Genomic DNA, 18,494 nt, shown 5'->3' with positions numbered 1-18,494 from the left:
GGAAAGGTAGCATCGTGCGGGAACAAGATCGTCACAAACGCGGTGGCATGCACAAGAGCTTCCACATAGACACCCGGGGACCGGGCCTTTACGAGTTCACCGGGCAAGTCAGGGACTGGGTGACGGGCGACGGTCTGCTGACGCTATTCGTCAGGCACACGTCCTGCTCGCTTCTCATCCAGGAGAACGCGGACCCGGATGTGAGGACCGACCTCGAGGCGTTCTTTCGCCGACTGGTTCCCTCGGCGGACGACCCGTCCATGCGGTATCTGACGCATCGAATGGAGGGGCCGGACGACATGCCGGCGCATATCAAGGCCGCGCTGCTGCCCGTGAGCTTGTCAATTCCTGTCATTTCCGGACGCCTGGCGCTTGGAACATGGCAAGGAATTTACCTTTTCGAACATCGAGCGCGTCCGCACCGTCGCGAAGTCGTCGCGCGCCTGACATAGGGCCGGAATCTGAGTCTTCGGGGTCACAGGTCGCGCAACCTGCATTTTGTGGCTTGCCATACCCACTACCCAATCGGTTGGGCGCATCCTATAGTGCTGCGAACCCGCACGAAAAGCACCCCGAGGGAGAGACGATGCGCTGCCCGTTTTGTGGAAATGTCGACACGCAGGTAAAGGACAGCCGGCCGGCCGAGGACCATGTCGCGATACGGCGGCGGCGCTTCTGCCCTGCCTGCGGCGGGCGGTTCACGACCTACGAGCGCGTGCAACTGCGTGACCTCGTCGTGATCAAGTCCTCAGGGCGGCGCGAGGACTTCGACCGTGACAAGCTGGAACGCTCGATCCGCATCGCCATGCAGAAGCGGCCGATCGACCCGGAGCGGATCGACCAGATGATTTCGGGCATCGTCCGCCGGCTGGAGAGCCTCGGCGAGACGGACATCCCCTCCAAGGTGATCGGCGAGATCGTGATGGAGACATTGGCGCGGATCGACACCGTGGCCTATGTCCGGTTCGCGAGCGTCTACAAGAACTTCCAGGCGGCGGACGACTTCGACAAGTTCGTATCCGAACTGCGCCCGCAACCCGCGGCCGAGGAGTGAGCGGAGAAGACACCCGGTTCATGGCACTTGCTCTCGCGCTTGGTGCGCGGGGCCATGGACGTGTCTGGCCCAACCCCCCGGTGGGCTGCGTGATCGTGAAGGATGGCCGGATCGTCGGGCGCGGCTGGACCCAGCCGGGCGGGCGGCCGCACGGCGAGACCGTGGCGCTGGCGCAGGCCGGCGAGGCGGCGCGAGGTGCCACGGCCTACGTGACGCTGGAACCATGCGCGCATCACGGCAAGACGCCGCCTTGCGCCGAGGCGCTCGTCCGCGCTGGAGTTGCGCGGGTCGTCACGGCCATTGAGGACCCGGACCCGCGCGTGTCGGGCAGGGGGCATGCCATTCTGATGGCGGCGGGGATCGAGGTGGAAACCGGGGTGCTTGCCGAAGATGCCAGGGTTTCGCACGCGGGTTTCCTGTCGCGGGTAGAGCGTGGGCGGCCTTGGGTGAGCGTCAAGCTCGCGATGAGTTTCGATGGCCGCATCGCCACGTCGACGGGCGAAAGCCAGTGGATCACGGGGCCGGAGGCGCGGCGCTGGGTTCATGCGGCCCGGGCCCGTCATGACGCGGTGCTGGTCGGCGGGGGAACTGCGCGTGCCGACGACCCGACGCTCACGGTGCGTGGGCTCGGCGTCAGTCACCAGCCGGTAAGGGTAGTCGCGTCGCGTCGGCTCGACCTGCCGTTAGATGGAAACCTTGCGAAAAGTGCGCGCGAGGTTCCGTTGTGGCTGCTGCACGCGGAAGGAGCGCCGGGGACGGCTGAGTGGAATGACCTCGGGGCGCGCCTCTTGCCGGTGGCGGAAGCGGAAGGTGGGCTCGACGCACCGGCGATGCTCACGGCGCTCGGATCGGCCGGATTGACGCGGGTCTTCTGCGAAGGGGGAGGCGCGCTGGTTGCGGCTCTCCTCAAGGCGGATCTGGTCGACGAGTTGATCGGGATCACGGCCGGGCTGGCGCTTGGCAGCGACGGCCGCGCCGGCATCGGCCCCCTCGGGCTGGACGCGCTTGCCGATGCCCGGCGCTTCGTTCTCACCGAGGCGCGGGACCTCGGCGGAGACGTGCTGCACGTTTGGCACAAGGGCTGACGTATCAGCGCCACAGCCCGGAATAGGACGCCAAGACGCCCTGGAGCTTCGACAGGCTGCGATTGAATGGACCCGGCCGCGGTATCTCGTTCCTTTCGAGCCGCTCGACGATCACTTCGGGCGGGCAGGGGAGGCCGGATACCGGGTCCAGGTAGCGTGGATAAGCGATCAGTGCGGCGTGGACGAGCGCCGCCAGCGACGGCCTCGCCTGACGGCGGGCAGGGACTGGGCCGAGATCGCGGGTCAGGCCCCAACCTGCGTAAAAGGGCGCGCCGAGGCAGGTGACCTTGCAGCCGCGGATCAGAGCCTCGAAACCGAGAAGCGAGGTCATGGTCCAGACCTCGTCCACCATCCCGATCAGGGCTATCGGATCGGCCCCCGGGACCACCACGTCGGCATGCCGTCGAGCCTCGTCCTCGGAGAGCGCGCCATCGCGAAGGCCCGCCTCGACGTCCGGATGGGGCTTGTAGAGGATTACGGCATCCGGGTTCTCTGCGCGCGTGATGGCGAGCAGTTCGGCGTTCGTGCGGATATCGCCCCCACCTTTGAGGATGGAGGCGTCGTCCTCGACCTGGCCGGGGACGAGGATGCGGCGGCCGGGGCGCTGAGAGCCGAGCTCCGAGACAGCGCCGCCGAGGTTGTATTTCGACAGCCCGGCGCGGATCAGCCGGGCGATGAGGCGTTGCGCGCGCGCTTCACCCCCGGCCGGGGGCGCCGCCGCGATCAGCGTTTCGAGCGTGCTGGGCCGGGTCGGGTCGTAGTAGATGCCACGCGGGTCGGTCACGAGCGACAGGGGTGGCACGAGTTCCGCGCCGAGACCGCGCGAGCGGAGGAATCCGTCTTCCACCCGTGTGAGGGGGTGGCCGTTCGCAGCAGTCACCAGTTCCGGCGTCTCCTTTCCGGCCCAGACGAGCAGCCCGCGGCCCTCGGCGCGGGCACGCTCGGCAGCACGTGCCGGGTCGTCCTGAAAGACCAGTCGCTTCTCGCGGCCGAACGTCTTCTGGAGATGGCCGCGCTTCCAGATCCGCATGCCGACGGCGACATGGCCATGGCGATCTTCGCGAAAGGCGCGGACTTCGGCCTCGAACTGGTCGACAGCCTCCTCGAAGCTGCAAAGCCGGTCGCGCGCGGGGTCGTACCATGTCGGCGCCAGGATGTGCGACACGGCGAAGAGCTGCGCGCGGGTGAGGTGGCGTTCGCGGCGGGGAACGGGGTTCTCGTCCCATGTCAGACCCCAGCCCGAGTAGAACGGCTGCCCGAAGACGCGCGGCTTGTGGCCGGCAAGGATCGCTTCGTACCCGAGCTGGGAAGAGACGGTGTAGACCGCGATGGCGTGATCCAGAAGGCGCCACGGTGAGACGGGCTCCGTCAGGAGCGTTATCCTGTCATTCGTGTGTTCCGGGCCGTAATGGCCCGGTCGCAGGCCGAGCGCGGTTTCCGGATGCGTCTTGATGACGATCCGGGCGCCGGGATTTTCCTCCTGCGCGAAGACGAGCATCTCCCGGAAGGTCGAAGCTGTCGCGCCTCCGTACCGTATGGAAGCGTCGTCGCGGGTCTGGTCGATGACGAGGACGAAGGGTGCGTCGGGGACAGGCAAGGTCGGGTCGAAGCCATTGTACTTCGAGAGTTCGAGGGCCTTCAGCCGTTCCATGCCATCCCGCGCCCGGTTCAGAAGCGGGGTGTCGTCCAACCGTTCCGTGGTGGCGAGGTGTTCCAGAAGCGAGGACGTCGAGGAATCGAAATGCACGCCCATCGGATCAAGGATCAGGCCGCGTGGCGGTTCTCCCTCCCGCCCCGAGCGGATGGACCGGAGAAAGGCGTCCTCGACCCGTAGGACCGGCGCTCCGGTCCGTTCGGCGACCCGGTCGCCGCGGGGGCTTGTCGGGCTTCGCCCCCAGACGCCGACCATGTCGTCAGGTCCGGGCTGCCCCAAGCGGATATCGTAGCCCGCGAGGTCAAGGATGCGGCGAACGCGGCGCTGCGTCAGGAAGCCGCCGTTGTAGACAAAAAGGCGCCGTGGACCGGGCGCGGCCGATGCTGCGCCCCGCCCCTCCATCAGTTGCCGGCGAGCGTGTTCACCGTGTCTGCGCTGTTCGCCGTGCCGATGATCGCAGAGAGGATCTTCTGCCAGCGGACATAGGGCGCTTCAGTCACGTACAGGGTGTCGCCGTCGCGGATCGTGAAATCGCGCGCCACGAAGACGCCCGAGGGCTTCGTCAGGTCGATCAGGTAGATCAGGCGCTGGCTTGTGGTCAGGTCATTCCGATTCAGCACGGCATTGGCGACTTCCGGCGGTTCGTCGCGGAATATGAACACACCCTTCGGGTTCGCGATTGCGGATGACAGGCCGCCGACACGGGCGACAGCCTCGATGGCCGACAGCTCCTGGGTCGTGAACTGGACGCGCGTCTGGCCGCCCGTCGCGCCAAGCGCCGTGAAGGCGCGGGAATCCTCCTCGACGAGGATCACGTCGCCCGGACGCAGGGCAATGTCCGTTTCGGGATTGGTGTAGAGGTCCGTCAGCCAGATCTTGCCGCTGTAGCCATTGCGGGTCACTGTGATCTGCGCGATCTCTGGCGGGATCGACACGCCGCCAGCCTTGGCGATCATGGCGGAGAGCGTGCGGGTCGGGCGTTCGATCGGATAGACACCCTGACCGCCGACGCCTCCGACGACCGAAACCGTCGCACCGTCGCCGGCCGCGCGGGTCACGGTGACCTGCGGATCCGGCGTCTGTGGGGCGAGCTTTTCGGTGATCACGCGGCGAAGTGCTTCGGGCGTGTTCCCGGCGGCGAGAATTCGTCCGGCATAGGGAACAAAGATGAACCCCGCGCCATCGACCTGAACCGAGTCGAGCATGGTGACGTTGCTGGCCCGCCCGGCAAGAAGGCCGTCATCGACGTTTTCCCATATCTTGAGCGTCAGGGTGTCGCCGGGGCTGATGACGTCGGAGCCAATCTCGCCCGCGTGAAGGAAACCGTTCGTGAAACCAAGGGTTTCAACGTAGCTCGCGGCGCGAGCCACGCGGTCGTCCACCTCGACCACGAAGGCATCTCCGTTCTTCTCCGATGCGCTTGCGAGGATCTCCTGGGTCGTCGGGCCAGAGCGGGGAAGGCCGCATCCGGCCGTCATCGCGACGAGCGAAAGAAGGACCAGCGCCCGGGCCCCCGGTATAACCGACACTGTCACGCGACCTGCTCCTCTTGTCGGGGTTTTCCCCCGATAGTTCTGCTCAATCCATTTTTCGGACATGCTATTGAAAGATCGTCAAGAAAACCAGCCCGGCCGATCATCGCGTCATGACTGTTGCAGAGCTGCCGCGCCGTCGGCGGCGAGGGTGTCGAACGGGTCCTCCGGTGCGGTCATCATGCGGGGCAGTTGCGGGATCAGCAGCCGGCGCCCGCGGGCGGAATAGAAGCCGCCGGGGACCTGGCATGTGTCCAGGAGATACCGCCGGAAGTCGCGGTAGGCGGCGATGTCCGGCCGGCGAGGGGCGCGGAAAAACGCGGGCAGCGGTTGGTCGGAAACGAGTTCCGGCTTCGCGTAGATTGCCCTGCCGAGCGCACGGACCGGCAGCCCCCGCCAGAGCGCCTGCTGTGCCGCTGTCGAATTCACCGTAACGACGCTTTCCGCCCGGTCGAGGAGTGCGGCAAGCTTGCCGCCGCGGACGAAATGCACCCGGTCCGAAATGCCGGTTTCCCTCGCGATCCGGCGGATCGTAGGCGGGATCGCCGCGCGGCCATCCTCCAGCGGATGAGCCTTCAGGATCAGGTGGTGACGCTGCGACGCTCCCTCCGCGAAGGCGCTGAGGCAAAGCTCGATGAAGTCCGTCATCGAGTGAAAGTTCGAATGGTTGCGGAAGCTGGCGTCGTGTTCCAGCTGCAGAAGGACGAGATGATAGGGGAAGCGGCCGAGCCGTATCTTCATCGTGGCGGCGAAGCGTTCGGCACGGTGGAGCGGCATCAGGAGCAGCCGCCGCAGATGCAGCCGGAATTCTCGCCCGACCGTGATCCCACGGTGGGGACTGAAATTCCGGTAGCCGTGATTCCGCAACATCACGTGGAAATGGTAGAGCGCGCCGTAGAAGATGTGCTGGCGCATGTCCCCCCAGTGCGCAGGCGGCGGGTGCTGGTCTTCGGCCTCGGGTGGAAGGTCGCGGCGCATCCCGTCGATCGTCATCGTCATCAGGCGGGAGTGTCCGTTCGACCCGCCACGCTCGTAGGTGACCCAAAAGGGGCGCAGGTATCCTTCCTCGAAGACGTGGACGGTGATCCCCGCGGCCCTGGCGGCAGAGACGGCCTCCGAATGGATCCTGCGCGTGTCCCCGTAGAGCACGATGTCGGTGATACGCTTCTCGGCGCAGATCGACCGGAAGGTTTCGGGCCAGTCCTCGATGCGGCCCGTGAACGGGATGTAGCGTGCGGCGTCGTGCCAGAAGCGTTCGTCGCCCCGGTTGAAGCCCACGCGCCAGACCTCGTGGCCATCACTGCGGAGAGCTGCGCCCAGTTCCTTGAAGAACGGACCATGCGGTCCCTGCAGGAACAGGAAGCAACCCCTTGCTCTGGTCTGGCTTTCTTCCATCGTCTCCGGTCCGGCAGCACGGCTGCTGCCCAGGTTCACGTATTGCGCGGGCGAGGCCGTCGTGCAAGCGGCACGGGTCGCCCGACGCAGTTTCGTCGGTTCGCGTTAACCAATCGTGTGCACGGATGCCACGCCGCCGGGCCTTGCGAAGGCCGGGCGGGAGGTCTAGGCAGGGCCGAGGCTTGACGGGTGAAAGGATTTGCGATGTTCACCGGGATAATCACCGATGTCGGCAAGGTTCTGAGCGTCGAGCGGCGGGGCGACCTTTCCGCCCGGATCGGTTGTTCCTACGACGTCGAAAGCATCGACATCGGCGCTTCGATCGCATGCGACGGCGTCTGCCTGACGGTCGTGGCGACGGGAACCGAGCCTCAGAACTGGTTTGCCGTGGAGATCTCCGCCGAGACGGTGTCGAAGACGAATATCGGGGTTGACGGCTGGCCTGCGGGCAAGCGCCTGAACCTCGAACGGGCCCTGAAGGTCGGAGACGAACTCGGCGGGCACATCGTCTCGGGCCATGTCGACGGCGTGGCGGAGATCACCGCGATGCGGCAGGAGGGCGACAGCACGCGCTTCACCTTCCGGGCGCCGGAGTCGCTCGCCGGGTTCATTGCGCCAAAGGGTTCGGTCGCGCTGAACGGTACGTCGCTTACCGTGAACGAGGTCGAGGGCGCCACCTTCGGCGTCAACATCATCCCCCACACGAAGGCTGTGACGACCTGGGGGAATGCGAAGGTGGGCGACCTGGTGAACCTCGAGATCGACACTCTCGCCCGTTACGTCGCGCGGCTCCGGGAATGGTCGGGGCAGTGAGGCTTTTCGACGGAAGGTGCCGGGCGCCACTTGCGGCAGGCGCGGGTCGGCCCGGTAATTCCGGGTGCGAGTTGCTGGAAGGAATTCCGCAGCTACTTGACCTCGCGCGCCTCAGGGGCGATCTCGCCGGGCAAGGGGTCGTTTTCGACCAAGCGGACCGCGCGCCTTCGGCGCATGTGAACCGGGGTGAATTCCGGTCACGGGTGCTCGTGAAGGTGGCGCCGGCCCGCCGAGAGACATTTCCCCGGGGAACCGGGGTCTGAGGAGAGACGATGCCAGAGGACGTGAAGACCGACTATTCCGACGCGGTTTCCCCGATCGAGGAGATCATCGAGGAGGCGCGTAACGGCCGGATGTTCATCCTCGTGGACCACGAGGACCGTGAGAACGAAGGCGATCTCGTGATCCCGGCGCAGATGTGCACGCCGAACGCGATCAACTTCATGGCGACGCACGGCCGCGGGCTCATCTGCCTCTCCCTGCCGTCGGACAGGATCGAGGCGTTGGGCCTTCAGCTCATGTCGCCCAGCAACTCCTCCCGTCACGAGACCGCGTTCACCGTGTCGATCGAGGCGCGGGAAGGGGTGACGACGGGCATTTCGGCCCATGACCGGGCGCGGACCGTTTCTGTCGCGATCGACCCGACGAAGGGCGCGGCGGACATCGCGACCCCCGGCCACGTGTTTCCGCTTCGCGCGCGTGACGGCGGCGTCCTGGTGCGCGCCGGACATACCGAGGCCGCGGTCGACATCTCTCGCCTCGCCGGGCTCAACCCCTCGGGCGTCATCTGCGAGATCATGAACGAAGACGGCACGATGGCCCGACTTCCGGACCTCGTCGCCTTCGCGCAGAAGCACGGGTTGAAGATCGGCACGATTTCGGACCTGATCGCCTACCGGCGCCGCCACGACAACCTCGTGCATCAGAGCGGCGAGACGCTCGTCACATCGGAATTCGGCGGCCAATGGGTGATGCGCACCTATATCGACCAAACGCAGGGCGCAGAGCATATCGTGCTCATCAAGGGCGACATCACGGGGCCCGAGCCGGTTCTGGTGCGGATGCACGGGCTCGACCCGATGCTCGATATCATCGGTCTCGGGCCGAAGGGTCGCACGGGGGAATTCAGCGCGGCAATGCGGCTTATCGCGGACGAAGGCCGTGGGGCGCTGGTGCTGCTGCGGGATCTCGACATGAAGATGAACAGCGGCAGCGAGGCGTCGCCTCACACCCTGCGCCAGTACGGGCTCGGGGCGCAGATCCTTTCGGCGCTGGGTCTGCATGATCTGATCCTTCTGACCAATTCACCGAAGCCGAAGGTCGTGGGGCTCGATGCTTACGGGCTCAACATCACCGGCACGCGCGGCATACCGCTGGAGTAGCCCATGGCTGGAACCGAAACCCACCACGTCCTCGACCTGCCGGTCTTCGACAGGAATGTGCGCCTCCTTGTCGTGGTGGCTCCTTACTACAAGGACATCGCCGACAATCTCGTCGCGGGTGCGAAGGCCGTGGCCGAAAAGGCCGGGGCGAGCGTGGAAGTGATCGAAGTCCCTGGCGCCTTGGAGATTCCGACGGCGATCGGGATGGCGGCGCGCATGGCGGATTTCGACGGTTTCGTCGCGCTTGGCTGCGTGATCCGCGGTGAAACGACGCATTACGACACAGTGTGCAACGACAGCTCGCGCGGGCTGACGCTGCTCGGTCTGCAAGGGGTGTGCATCGGCAACGGCATCCTGACGGTCGAGAACCGTGACCAGGCCGTGGTGCGGGCCGATCCCGAGGCGCAGAACAAAGGCGGCGGCGCTGCTGCGGCGGCCTTGCATCTTGTCGCGCTTTCCCGCAAATGGGCGCGCCGGACCAAGGGGATCGGCTTCAAGCCCGCTACGGAGGAATTCCGGATTGCGGGGGGTGGCGAAGGGCCCAAGGGCGCATGAGCGAAACGCAGAAACTTTCCGCAGCGGAAAAGCGCCAGATGAAATCCGCTGCGCGCCTTTATGCCGTGCAGGCGCTGTTCCAGATGGAGGCCGCCGGACAGAGCGTGGATTCGGTTGCGAAGGAATTCGAGACCCATCGCTTTGGCGCGGTTTATGAGGGCGAGGAAATGGCGGAGGGCGACAGCCATCTGTTCCGCCGCATCATCGAGGACGCCGTCAACTGGCAGGCGAAGATCGACCAGATGACCGACCGGGCGCTGGTCGCGAAATGGCCGATCGGCCGCATCGATCCCGTGCTGCGCGCGCTTTTCCGTGCTGCGGGGGCGGAGTTGTTGTCCGAGATCACACCGCCCAAGGTCGTGATCAACGAATTCGTCGACGTGGCCCGGGCCTTCTTCCCCGATGGCAAGGAGCCGAAGTTCGTCAACGCGGTTCTCGATCACATGGCGCGCGAGGCTCGTCCCGAGGCTTTCTGAGCGCCGCGACACTGCGCCACTTTGGTTTCAGACGGTTGTGCCCTATCTTCAAGGCGTGTGAGAGTACCCTGGGGGTAACATGCCGAAGCTCGTGAAGCTCTATATCAAGAACGTCCTTATCGGTTTTGCCCTGGCGGCGGCCTTTGTCGGGCTCATTCTGTGGCTGAACGTGGCGGGGCTCTGGCATCTGGTGACCGCCGTCTCCGGAGGCTGGATCGCGGTCCTGATGCTCTGGGTCTTCAACGCGATCGTCTTCGCCGGCGTGCAATTCGCCTTTGCCGTGATGCGGCTGGCCGACGATGACGACGGTCCGCGGGGCGGCAATCGCGCGCGTGTAACAAAACCGGCTTCGCCAATGGTCGCCGTGCCGGTTTCCGTGAGCGGTCGGGACGCGCATCGGCGGAGTTGAGCCGACGGCCCGGAGGGCCTTCGTGCGTAATCGAGCCCCATTGCATCCGACACCCGTTGCAGTGCCAATGCGCGCATGGATCTCGCACTTCTCAAAACATTCCTGTCCGTCGCCGAAACCGGCTCCTTCGCTGCCGCATCGGATCGTCTCTTTGTAACGCAGTCGGCCGTAAGCCTGCGCATTCAGCGGCTTGAGGATCAGCTCGGCAGGCTGCTCTTTACGCGCTCGAAGGCCGGTGCGGAACTGACCCCGTCCGGGCGCGAGTTCGAAGGCTACGCCATCTCGCTCGTCCGCAACTGGGAGAAGGCCCGCCAGCAGGTCGCAGTTCCAGACGGGTTCACGCGGACGCTGACGCTCGGCGCGCAGGTTTCGCTCTGGCCGCGGCTCGGCTTCCGGTGGGTGGACGCCTTGCGCAACCTCCAGCCCGATCTCGGAATCCGCGCCGAGGTCGGAACGCCCGAACAGCTGACTCGCGCCATGTCGGAGGGGGTGATGCAGATCGCGTTGACCTACACGCCGACGCTGCGGCCGGGAATGACGGTCGAGAAGGTGATGGAGGAGGACCTCGTCCTGGTCGCGCGCTGGGAGGATCCCGATCTGTCCGATCTCAGGGGGCGCTATGTCTACATCGATTGGGGCGAGGACTTCTTTCAGTTCCACAATCGCGCGCTGCCGAACCTGTCGAATCCCGGCCTGACGCTTGCCATGGGCGCGCTTGCCGCGCGCTACCTGATCGACCGCGAGTTCGCCGCCTATCTGCCAGCGCGCTACGTCAAGCGCTACGTCGATCGGGAGCAGATGTTCCTAGTCCCCGGAGCGCCTGTCTATACACACACGGCATGGTCCGTCTGGCGCGACGACCTCGAAGAAGAGCTGGGCAGTGTTGCCGAGGAGACACTGAAAAAGGTGGTGGAGACGGCGGAAACGGACATGGCGGAGATCGTCGACCTCGTCTGATGCAGCTTTCTCGGGCGCCCGAGTCCGAATACATTTCCGCGTTACGGAAATAGCATGGACCTTTCATGGTGTTGCAGGCTGAACGCCGGGCGGTAACGCCCGGCGTCGGTCGTTTTTCTCAACCGCCGAAAGCGCTGAATCCGCAAGATCTGCACCCCCGAGTAATACTCGTCTCAACCTTGAATATTATGAATTTCTGTTGGGCTTTCCGTTTCCTTACACCGACGCCTGGCAAAGCACTGCCACCCGTCGGGCACCCAATGCCGGGCGGAGAGCTTGAAAGGAAATGACATGAAACACGCGACCAAACTGGCGGCGATCTCGTCCCTCGCGCTGGCGCTCGGCATTGCCACGGCACCGGCCTTTGCCCAAGGCGAACTCGTCGGGACCGACGCGCTCGATGAACGTATCGACGATATCGAGGAGTCCGTGGCCGAAGACATCGCGCGGTCCGAGGATTCGAGCCGTTTCGGCAATCCCGAGTACCGTGAGGGCCTCTCTGGCAGCGCGTCCCTGAGCTACACCGGCAAGACCGGTAACAACGAGTCGCAGGAACTGGCCTTGGGCGCGCGCATGCGCTACGCGGCGGGCAAGTTCGTCCACAACATCGGGCTGGCGATCGAATTCACCGACGAGGAAGGAACCTCGACGAAGGAAGACGTGTTCGGTGTCTATGACGCGAACTACTACATCGACGACTCGTTCTACGTATTCGCTCTCGGCCGCGTGAAGACGGACGGCCTCGCGGATGTCTCGGCGGACCCGGCCAACACCTACGATACCGACGCCTATCTCGGCGTGGGCCCGGGATACCGCATCTTCAACACGCCGGAGATGACCTGGCGCGTTCAGGCCGGTATCGGCGTGAGCTACCTCAAGGACGGTCTGGACAACGAAGTGACCGAGACCGGCTATCTTGCCGCCTCCCGCTTCTTCTACAAGTTCAACGACGACATCTTCCTGACCAACGACACGGACATCCTGAAGTCGGACACGGCGCTGCGCGCCAACAACGACCTCGGCGTCAACTTCAAGATGACCGACGTCTATTCGACCCGCGTCAGCTACCTGACCGAGTATAACGACAGCCGAGCCATCCGGACGGATAACAAGCTCGGGATCGCGCTGGTCTTCGGCTTCTAAGCCACCACCGGAACGCCAGAGAACCTGCCACTGGGGGCGGATCATTCCGCCCCTTTTTTTGTTGGGGAAAGCGGTGGCGGGAACCGCGGCAGCCGTGGAGGCTTGGTTTTCCCGAGAGCCTGGACTTACCAGGTGGGCGCCAGATACCGGGACCAGGATCCCGGCAGAGCCAGCTCCCTCGGAAATGATTATCGGCCACTGGAAAAGGGCCTCTCACGAGAGGGGCAGAACCCGCCAGTCTCTGAGATAGGGCGTGCCGGCGCGCTGCGCAAGTCTTGCCAAATGTTCCCGTTACGTTCATAAATCCCGCCATGCCCGATACGCTTCAGCCCGGTCAGCTTCTCGCGCGCGGCGTCTGCCGCCACATGCTCTCGCTCGGCTTCGTGACGGTCGAGGAACTGGTCCCGGCGCCGGGTCTTCGGGTGGACGTTCTGGCGCTCGGACCGAAGGGCGAGCTCTGGATCGTCGAGTGCAAGTCCTCACGCGCCGATTTCACCTCTGACCGGAAATGGCAGGGCTACCTGGAATGGGCGGACAGGTTCTTCTGGGCGGTCGACGCCGAATTCCCGGTCGAGTTGTTGCCGGAGGAGACCGGCCTTATCCTGGCCGACCCCTACGATGCCGAGGTCGTGCGCATGGCGCCCGAGTCACGTCTTGCGCCGGCACGGCGCAAGGTGATGATGCAGAAGTTCGCACGCCACGCCGCGATGAGGCTTCAGGCCCTGCGAGATCCCGGTGTCACTTCCGACGGGATCCCTTAGGGGCGGGCTTGCCACCCATGTCGCGCGCGGCCTCGGCGGCGGCGCGCAGCTCTTCGGCGATTTCCTCGGCCTCTTCCGGGTCGAAATCCAACGGAAGTTCGATCCCTTCTGCCTCTACGTAGATTCGGACCATTCCGAGACTCGTCGGCCCGATCTGCAGATTGGCCGCGATTTCGCTTTCCTTGTCGATGCCCATGTCTGCCCCTGCCGGCTTGGGTGCCAATGGCGCGTGCTAGCGCGGAAGCAGCAGACAAAGCAAGCCGGAACAGGCCGAAGGCAATAACCGGAACTTCGCACGCCGGCAGATGACCTTGGATTTCCACGACACTCCGTTGCAGATGCACGCCCGCCGCCTCTTGCAATCCGAAGGGACGGGGGGTAAATGGCCCGAGAGTGCCGCCTTAGCTCAGTTGGTTAGAGCACCAGATTGTGGATCTGGGGGTCCCCCGTTCGAGCCGGGGAGGCGGTACCATCCTTCCCCTTGAAATCACATGTTCTCGTCGCCCGATCGGTTTGCAGACGTCGTAGCCAAGCTGTTGTCGAGTGCCGCGGCGATGTGGTCGACCCAGTTGCCACAGGATCAGACTACAGAGGCAGGTCAGCCTTGGATCACGTGAACGCTTATTGAACCCGAGAGCTTGCGGCCAGCGTTGATCAGGGCCTTTCGATAGAAGTCGTGGTGGCTGGGAGCAGCCGACTGGATGCGGCATAAGGGATTGGGATGCGTTCGCCGACGTCTGCGCCGAATCAGAACGGACGGCAAGGGGGGAGTTGGCCCGCCACGCATGCGTCGGCAGGAAGCTTCACCATCGTTCCGCGAACGTCGTTGATGGCGAAGGCTTCGGGTTCCCGGTCTAGGTTGCTGCCTTTTCGATCCCGGCTGCTTCGCGCCCCTTCAGGATGGTGCTGGTGATCTCGTCGACCACGTCGCGCTCCGGCGGGGTGTGGGTGGAGCTTGTATTCGCCGTCCCGAACCGTGCGCCGACCTCCGCCACCTTGGTTCGTGCCAGATAGAACTTCGCGTCGGGTCCGACCGTGCCGTAGACGGCCGCTTCTATCGAACGGCATTCGTCATCCAGCTTGGTCATCATGTCGTTCAGCTGTTCGACCTTGTCCATGTTCACGTCTTCAGCTTGGGAGATGAACTTGTAGAACCGGTCCCTGATGTCGGCCAACTTGGCGAGAATTGATTCGCGGCGCTTGACGGCCTCGCCGATCGAAAGGGTTGCCGGGCCGTTCGCTCCCTTATAGGCGACCTGAATGTTGGGGTCCGCTATCGCAGCCTGGTATTCGCGTTTGCCGTCCTCGCTGCGTGCCTCGATCCCAGGATTGATGACCGACGCGATCAGGACCTCACGGGCCAACATCGCTTCGGTGATTTTCTTCTTTTCGGATTTGAGGACGTTCTCGTTCTTTTCGTCGGCCATGTTTGCGTAAGCCGAACGGATCGTTTCATCCAACGATCCGACAATGGCCTGCGCCTCTTTGAGCTTCACGTCATTGCCTGTAAGATCCGCCTGTTTGGCAAGAAGCTCGCGAATGTCGACGCCTTCGAACCTCTTGTTGTTCGCCACCTTCGCCTGGATTCCATCGAAGTCGACGTCGACCTTCATGCCACGCATCTGCTCCGCCATCTGGAGCGAGGCCGCGCGCAGGTCCTTGACGTCCTCGGGGTTCACGTCTTCGCTGTCACGCATCAAGACCGTGCTGGCTAGCAAGGCCTCGTAGGACGGCCGCTCGTCGGGCTTCTCGTTCTCGACCGCCGACAGAAGCGCGCCAAGGGCGCCGCTGAATTTCCGCTTGTCGGGGTCGTCTTTCATGGCGTCGGGCAACTGCCCGCGATCGTCGAACTTGATGTTTTTCGATGCCCAGCGCTGCGGTGAAAGTTGACCCACCATCTTGCGTATCATCACACCAAGTGCGAATTCGTCGGACTTGGAGCTGACCTCGCTATCCATCGGGTCATATTGTGGGGTGGATGCCCAACGGCCGGGTTTGAGCTTTCCCTCGTCATCGCCAAATCGGGACGAACCGTAGTCGATCACCTTGATCTTGCCGTCCTTGGTCATCATGACGTTGCCGCCCTTCATGTCGTTATGGGCGAAGCCAAGGCGTTCCAGCTCCATCAGCCCCTCGACCGTGTTCTTCAGCATGTCGGCGACAAGCAGTTCGCGCGCGGATTCCGGGATCAGGCCACTACGCTCCATGGCATTTACAAGGTTGGCCTCGTCGTCCAGTTCGCCGCCCTCGATCTCTTCCATGATCATGTGGAACGATCCGTCGTCGCTCCTAGCCGCGCCTTTCATCTCGACGATTGCGGATTCCTGGCCGGGCACCATTCCCTGCATCAGCCGGTAATGAACCTCCATCTCTTCGACCATGTTCTTGCGTTTCTCTGGCTCATTACTCAGCAAGGTCTTGACGACGACGGCTTTGCCGGTCTGCGGGTCGACGAAACGCTGTGCACGCCCGAAGCCGCCCTGTCCCAGAACCGCATCTGCACGGTAAACGGTTCCGCCCATGTCGAGCGTCTGGCCGTCGGCGGCAACCTTGTTCGGGCTGACTTTGCAGACCTCCTTTTCCAGTTCCGCCGCGACGTCAGCCAACAGGAGCTTTTCGTTTTCCGTCATGTCTTTGCTGCGAACTCCCGGCAGCAGCTCCGCCGCGAGGCTTTTGCGGAAGTCCTCGGCGCGCTTCAGCGTCAGGTCGAACAGGCGGTCAGGGTCGGCCATGATGGCGCGAGTCGCCTGGCGGAGATTGGCCAGTGCTTCGGCCTTCGTCGTTTCGATCGCCCGCAGCGAAACATGGCCGCGCGTGCCGTCCGGATTGGCCGGCGCGATCGGCTGCAGTCCGCCCACCACGTTGTCCATGTCGAACTTGGGGCGTTCGGGAAGCGTGTTGATCTTCTGCCGCGACGTATCCAGAAGCGTCAGATCGTCCAACGTGGTGGCAAGCGTAACAGTGCCAATTGCCTTCTCGAGCCGCTCTTGCTCAGCCTCGATCAGGGCGAGGCGGTTGTCGGTAGGCTTCAGCTTGCCACGGATCGTTTCCGTCTTGGCGTCTTGCGTCGTGCCTTCGCCGTCGCGTTTCTGATAGGTCTCCAACGACCTGATGTTCGCAAGGGTCTCAAAAAGCGCGGTCCGCGCGTCGGACCCCATCTTTCGCAGGAAATCGCCAGTGGCATAGCGCCCCGCAGCCGCGGCCAGTTGCTGCTTCGCAGCCGTGACCCGAGCGACATCGCCAGCAATGCCCGTGTCTCGACCGGTCTTCTGCAGCGCTGCGGCAAGTGTTTCCGCCGTTGCCACGCGCCCCTTAAGGTCATGGCCATCCATTCTGTCAGCAAACGAGTTGGCTTCGTTGAACAGCGCCGACTGATCGCTACGCATCCGTGCCTCGACCGCGATGAAGGCCTCTCGGGCGACGAGCGCTGCCTCGAACGTGGGCTGGTTGCGCACTGGATCGTTGCGGCGCGCCTCGTCCAGAAGGGCGTTGGTCCGGGCCTCCAGTGAATCAACGCGCTGTTTGTGAAGCGCGACCTGAGACTCCAGGATATTTGCATGCATCTTCAGGTCGTCAGCGATCACACCGTCACTGCGGCCGGCAGCCGAAGCCTTAGCGATGCGCTTGATATCGTCGAGCGCGGCATAGGCTTCCTTGAACTTCCCCTTCGCCGCCTCGTCGTCGGCCGCCTTCAATCCCGCATCGATGATTGCCACGTTCGGGTCGGAGGGAGCGAGCAGGTCGCGCGCAGTCGCGGCCTTCTCGCGCCGGCGCTTGTAGGCCTCGAACTCCTTCGTGATCGAGCGGCGCTTGAAGCGGTGCTTTCCCGCGGTCGCAGCTTCAAGCCATTTGAGTTGTTCGTCTTCGAGTGCCATTGGCGTCGTTCTCCTCTGGCAAGTGCGGAAATCAGACCAGCGTTTTCTGGATCATCGACAACGATCGCCGAGCAGTGGAGGCGACCGCCACTTTGCCGAATGGATTGTCGTCCACGCGCGAGAAGAACGGTCCTTCCAGTGCCTGCTTGTAGGCGTCGATTACACCCATGGCCGATTTGCGCAGGCGGATGCGCTTGGGACCGTCCTCGGTGTTGGTAATGTCGTCCAGAACGTCCTCCAACCTTGTGTCGAAGGCGTCGAATTCCGCGATAAGATCATCGGTCGCGGCGAGGATCGCGTCGGTCTCTTCGTCATCAGCCGCCAATGCCGCGATCGACGCTCGGAGCTTGTCGAGTTCGGATTTCATCTTCTTCTTGGCGTCGAGCCAGACAATCCGCGATCGCTGGAACGCGACGGGAGACACCGGGGGCAGACCGGCCTCGATGTCCGTCTTGGGAAGATCGCCATCGGCGCGCGTGCCGCCGCTGCCGGACGGCGTGTAGTTCAAGTATTTCGTAACAAAGGCAATCTGGGCTGGCAGCAGTTTGGTTTCGGCCATTGGCACATCCCGCTTTCGTCGCGCAGCCAATTATCGTCCGGCTTTTTCCGGTGGGTCAAGAAAAGACCGACCGTACCTGCCTGCGGAGTCATGCGTGAATGGACAGGTGCTCGGGGATTTCTTCGCCAAGCGGTGTCTCAGGCAGGCTGGGGCTGCTGCTCCTCGCCCATGTAAAGCCGCCGCATGTCAACGAACGGGCCGCTCGTCAGCCGATCGAGCAGCGGTCCGTATTGATCCCGCTTCGCCGCGATCTCGTCGTAAAGCGCGCGGGGAGCCTGCGCTTCTTCGAGGGTTTCTTCACTGTTGATGTCGAGAAAGAGGAAGGTCAGGAGTGACTCGTCCGCAATGTATAGACGAAGTTCCACATCTTCGCCGACCGGCGCTTCGTCGATGTTGCGCATGACTTCAAGCTTGCAGAGCTCCACGATCCCGTCGTCGAGTTTCTCTTCACCAAGCAGGATCTTTTCTCGCAGCCCCTGCCAGCCGAAAGTAAGGCGCGGTGTCAGGCCTTCGCCCACGGCCTGCGCTTCTAAGGGGGCGGATTTTCCATAGGCGCTGTCGAAGCTTTCCTGTGTTTCCGGCTCGATCTCGCGGAAATCGACCATCCGCCGTGCCGGCATCGCGGCGATCCACTGGCCGTTGCCAACGTCAAGATAGCTGAATTCCGGCTCGAGCCTGAAATTCGCGCCGCAGTTCACGCATGGCACCTGTTGGAACACGTTTTCCAGGATCGCTTCACGAAGGTCCGGACGCCTGTCGGCGTTGACGCTGCCGACCGCCTCCATTGTCATCGTTTGGCCGCAAGACGGACAGGTCACGTTCATCGTTGTGAACAGGGACATGG

18 protein-coding genes, 1 tRNA gene and 1 other RNA gene are annotated in these 18,494 nt (G+C 63.9%); 12 read left to right on the top strand and 8 right to left on the bottom strand.

Annotated elements, in window-relative coordinates; all coding sequences use genetic code 11:
* Positions 1-47: 47 nt before the first annotated feature.
* The 3 genes from ABCN56_RS05020 (at position 48) to ribD (ending at position 2,139) form a co-directional block, all read left to right on the top strand.
* Positions 48-452: a secondary thiamine-phosphate synthase enzyme YjbQ gene (locus ABCN56_RS05020; RefSeq protein ID WP_343079661.1), complete on the top strand. Its 405-nt coding sequence runs from the start codon at positions 48-50 to the stop codon at positions 450-452.
* Positions 453-586: 134 nt separating this feature from the next.
* Entirely contained in the window at positions 587-1,054 is a 468-nt protein-coding gene (gene nrdR / locus ABCN56_RS05015; RefSeq protein WP_343079660.1) for a transcriptional regulator NrdR, read from the top strand.
* Positions 1,051-2,139, top strand: a complete 1,089-nt coding sequence (gene ribD / locus ABCN56_RS05010) for a bifunctional diaminohydroxyphosphoribosylaminopyrimidine deaminase/5-amino-6-(5-phosphoribosylamino)uracil reductase RibD (protein ID WP_343079659.1) — start codon at positions 1,051-1,053, stop codon at positions 2,137-2,139. The genes nrdR and ribD overlap by 4 nt, the downstream gene beginning before the upstream one ends.
* A 4-nt stretch (positions 2,140-2,143) precedes the next feature.
* On the opposite strand, the gene ABCN56_RS05005 is transcribed toward ribD, so the two are convergent.
* The 3 genes from ABCN56_RS05005 to ABCN56_RS04995 form a co-directional block, all read right to left on the bottom strand.
* Positions 2,144-4,195 carry a capsular polysaccharide biosynthesis protein gene (locus tag ABCN56_RS05005; RefSeq protein ID WP_343079658.1) on the bottom strand — a complete coding sequence of 684 codons (2,052 nt, stop codon included), beginning with the start codon at positions 4,193-4,195 and terminating at the stop codon, positions 2,144-2,146.
* Entirely contained in the window at positions 4,195-5,328 is a 1,134-nt protein-coding gene (locus tag ABCN56_RS05000) for a polysaccharide biosynthesis/export family protein (RefSeq protein ID WP_425466071.1), read from the bottom strand. Before ABCN56_RS05000 ends, ABCN56_RS05005 begins: the two co-directional genes overlap by 1 nt.
* A 108-nt stretch (positions 5,329-5,436) precedes the next feature.
* The gene (locus ABCN56_RS04995) at positions 5,437-6,720 is read right to left on the bottom strand and encodes a capsule biosynthesis protein (protein ID WP_343080120.1); all 1,284 of its coding nucleotides are present in this window, start codon (positions 6,718-6,720) and stop codon (positions 5,437-5,439) included.
* Positions 6,721-6,924: 204 nt separating this feature from the next.
* Here ABCN56_RS04995 and ABCN56_RS04990 point away from each other — a divergent pair, with 204 nt between their 5' ends.
* From ABCN56_RS04990 to ABCN56_RS04960, 7 genes are all read left to right on the top strand, one after another.
* The gene (locus ABCN56_RS04990) at positions 6,925-7,533 is read left to right on the top strand and encodes a riboflavin synthase (RefSeq protein WP_343080119.1); all 609 of its coding nucleotides are present in this window, start codon (positions 6,925-6,927) and stop codon (positions 7,531-7,533) included.
* Between the two features lie 272 nt (positions 7,534-7,805).
* A complete protein-coding gene (gene ribB, locus ABCN56_RS04985) occupies positions 7,806-8,915 on the top strand; it encodes a 3,4-dihydroxy-2-butanone-4-phosphate synthase (RefSeq protein ID WP_343079657.1) in 1,110 nt (369 codons plus the stop codon).
* A 3-nt stretch (positions 8,916-8,918) separates the two neighbouring features.
* Positions 8,919-9,470, top strand: a complete 552-nt coding sequence (locus tag ABCN56_RS04980) for a 6,7-dimethyl-8-ribityllumazine synthase (RefSeq protein WP_343079656.1) — start codon at positions 8,919-8,921, stop codon at positions 9,468-9,470.
* Entirely contained in the window at positions 9,467-9,946 is a 480-nt protein-coding gene (gene nusB, locus ABCN56_RS04975; protein WP_343079655.1) for a transcription antitermination factor NusB, read from the top strand. Before ABCN56_RS04980 ends, nusB begins: the two co-directional genes overlap by 4 nt.
* 79 nt (positions 9,947-10,025) lie before the next feature.
* Positions 10,026-10,355, top strand: a complete 330-nt coding sequence (locus ABCN56_RS04970) for a hypothetical protein (protein ID WP_343079654.1) — start codon at positions 10,026-10,028, stop codon at positions 10,353-10,355.
* A gap of 75 nt (positions 10,356-10,430) precedes the next feature.
* On the top strand, positions 10,431-11,312 hold the full coding sequence (locus tag ABCN56_RS04965; RefSeq protein WP_343079653.1) for a LysR family transcriptional regulator: 882 nt from the start codon (positions 10,431-10,433) through the stop codon (positions 11,310-11,312).
* Between the two features lie 291 nt (positions 11,313-11,603).
* The gene (locus ABCN56_RS04960; protein ID WP_343079652.1) at positions 11,604-12,455 is read left to right on the top strand and encodes a DUF481 domain-containing protein; all 852 of its coding nucleotides are present in this window, start codon (positions 11,604-11,606) and stop codon (positions 12,453-12,455) included.
* A 76-nt stretch (positions 12,456-12,531) separates the two neighbouring features.
* Here the strand turns inward: ABCN56_RS04960 and ssrS are convergent.
* A non-coding RNA gene (gene ssrS / locus ABCN56_RS04955) (6S RNA) lies at positions 12,532-12,689 on the bottom strand.
* 77 nt (positions 12,690-12,766) lie between these two features.
* On the opposite strand from ssrS, the gene ABCN56_RS04950 reads away from it, so the two are divergent.
* A complete protein-coding gene (locus ABCN56_RS04950) occupies positions 12,767-13,216 on the top strand; it encodes an MmcB family DNA repair protein (protein ID WP_343079651.1) in 450 nt (149 codons plus the stop codon).
* On the opposite strand, the gene ABCN56_RS04945 is transcribed toward ABCN56_RS04950, so the two are convergent.
* Positions 13,194-13,412: a DUF6324 family protein gene (locus ABCN56_RS04945; protein WP_343079650.1), complete on the bottom strand. Its 219-nt coding sequence runs from the start codon at positions 13,410-13,412 to the stop codon at positions 13,194-13,196. The two genes, ABCN56_RS04950 and ABCN56_RS04945, sit on opposite strands and share 23 nt — an antisense overlap.
* 199 nt (positions 13,413-13,611) lie before the next feature.
* Here ABCN56_RS04945 and ABCN56_RS04940 point away from each other — a divergent pair.
* Positions 13,612-13,688, top strand: a tRNA-His gene (locus tag ABCN56_RS04940).
* Between the two features lie 382 nt (positions 13,689-14,070).
* On the opposite strand, the gene ABCN56_RS04935 is transcribed toward ABCN56_RS04940, so the two are convergent.
* The 3 genes from ABCN56_RS04935 to ABCN56_RS04925 form a co-directional block, all read right to left on the bottom strand.
* Positions 14,071-17,091, bottom strand: coding sequence for a protein kinase domain-containing protein (locus ABCN56_RS04935; RefSeq protein WP_343079649.1), 3,021 nt, complete (start codon positions 17,089-17,091; stop codon positions 14,071-14,073).
* A gap of 31 nt (positions 17,092-17,122) precedes the next feature.
* Positions 17,123-17,656: a hypothetical protein gene (locus ABCN56_RS04930; RefSeq protein WP_343079648.1), complete on the bottom strand. Its 534-nt coding sequence runs from the start codon at positions 17,654-17,656 to the stop codon at positions 17,123-17,125.
* A 131-nt stretch (positions 17,657-17,787) separates the two neighbouring features.
* Positions 17,788-18,492, bottom strand: a complete 705-nt coding sequence (locus ABCN56_RS04925) for a CpXC domain-containing protein (RefSeq protein ID WP_343079647.1) — start codon at positions 18,490-18,492, stop codon at positions 17,788-17,790.
* Positions 18,493-18,494: the final 2 nt, after the last annotated feature.

This window comes from Ostreiculturibacter nitratireducens (genome assembly GCF_032670585.1).
In the GTDB taxonomy this organism is placed as follows: domain Bacteria; phylum Pseudomonadota; class Alphaproteobacteria; order Rhodobacterales; family Rhodobacteraceae; genus Ostreiculturibacter; species Ostreiculturibacter nitratireducens.
Note: the sequence above shows the minus strand (reverse complement) of the source record. Positions and strands in the feature narration are given on the sequence as shown.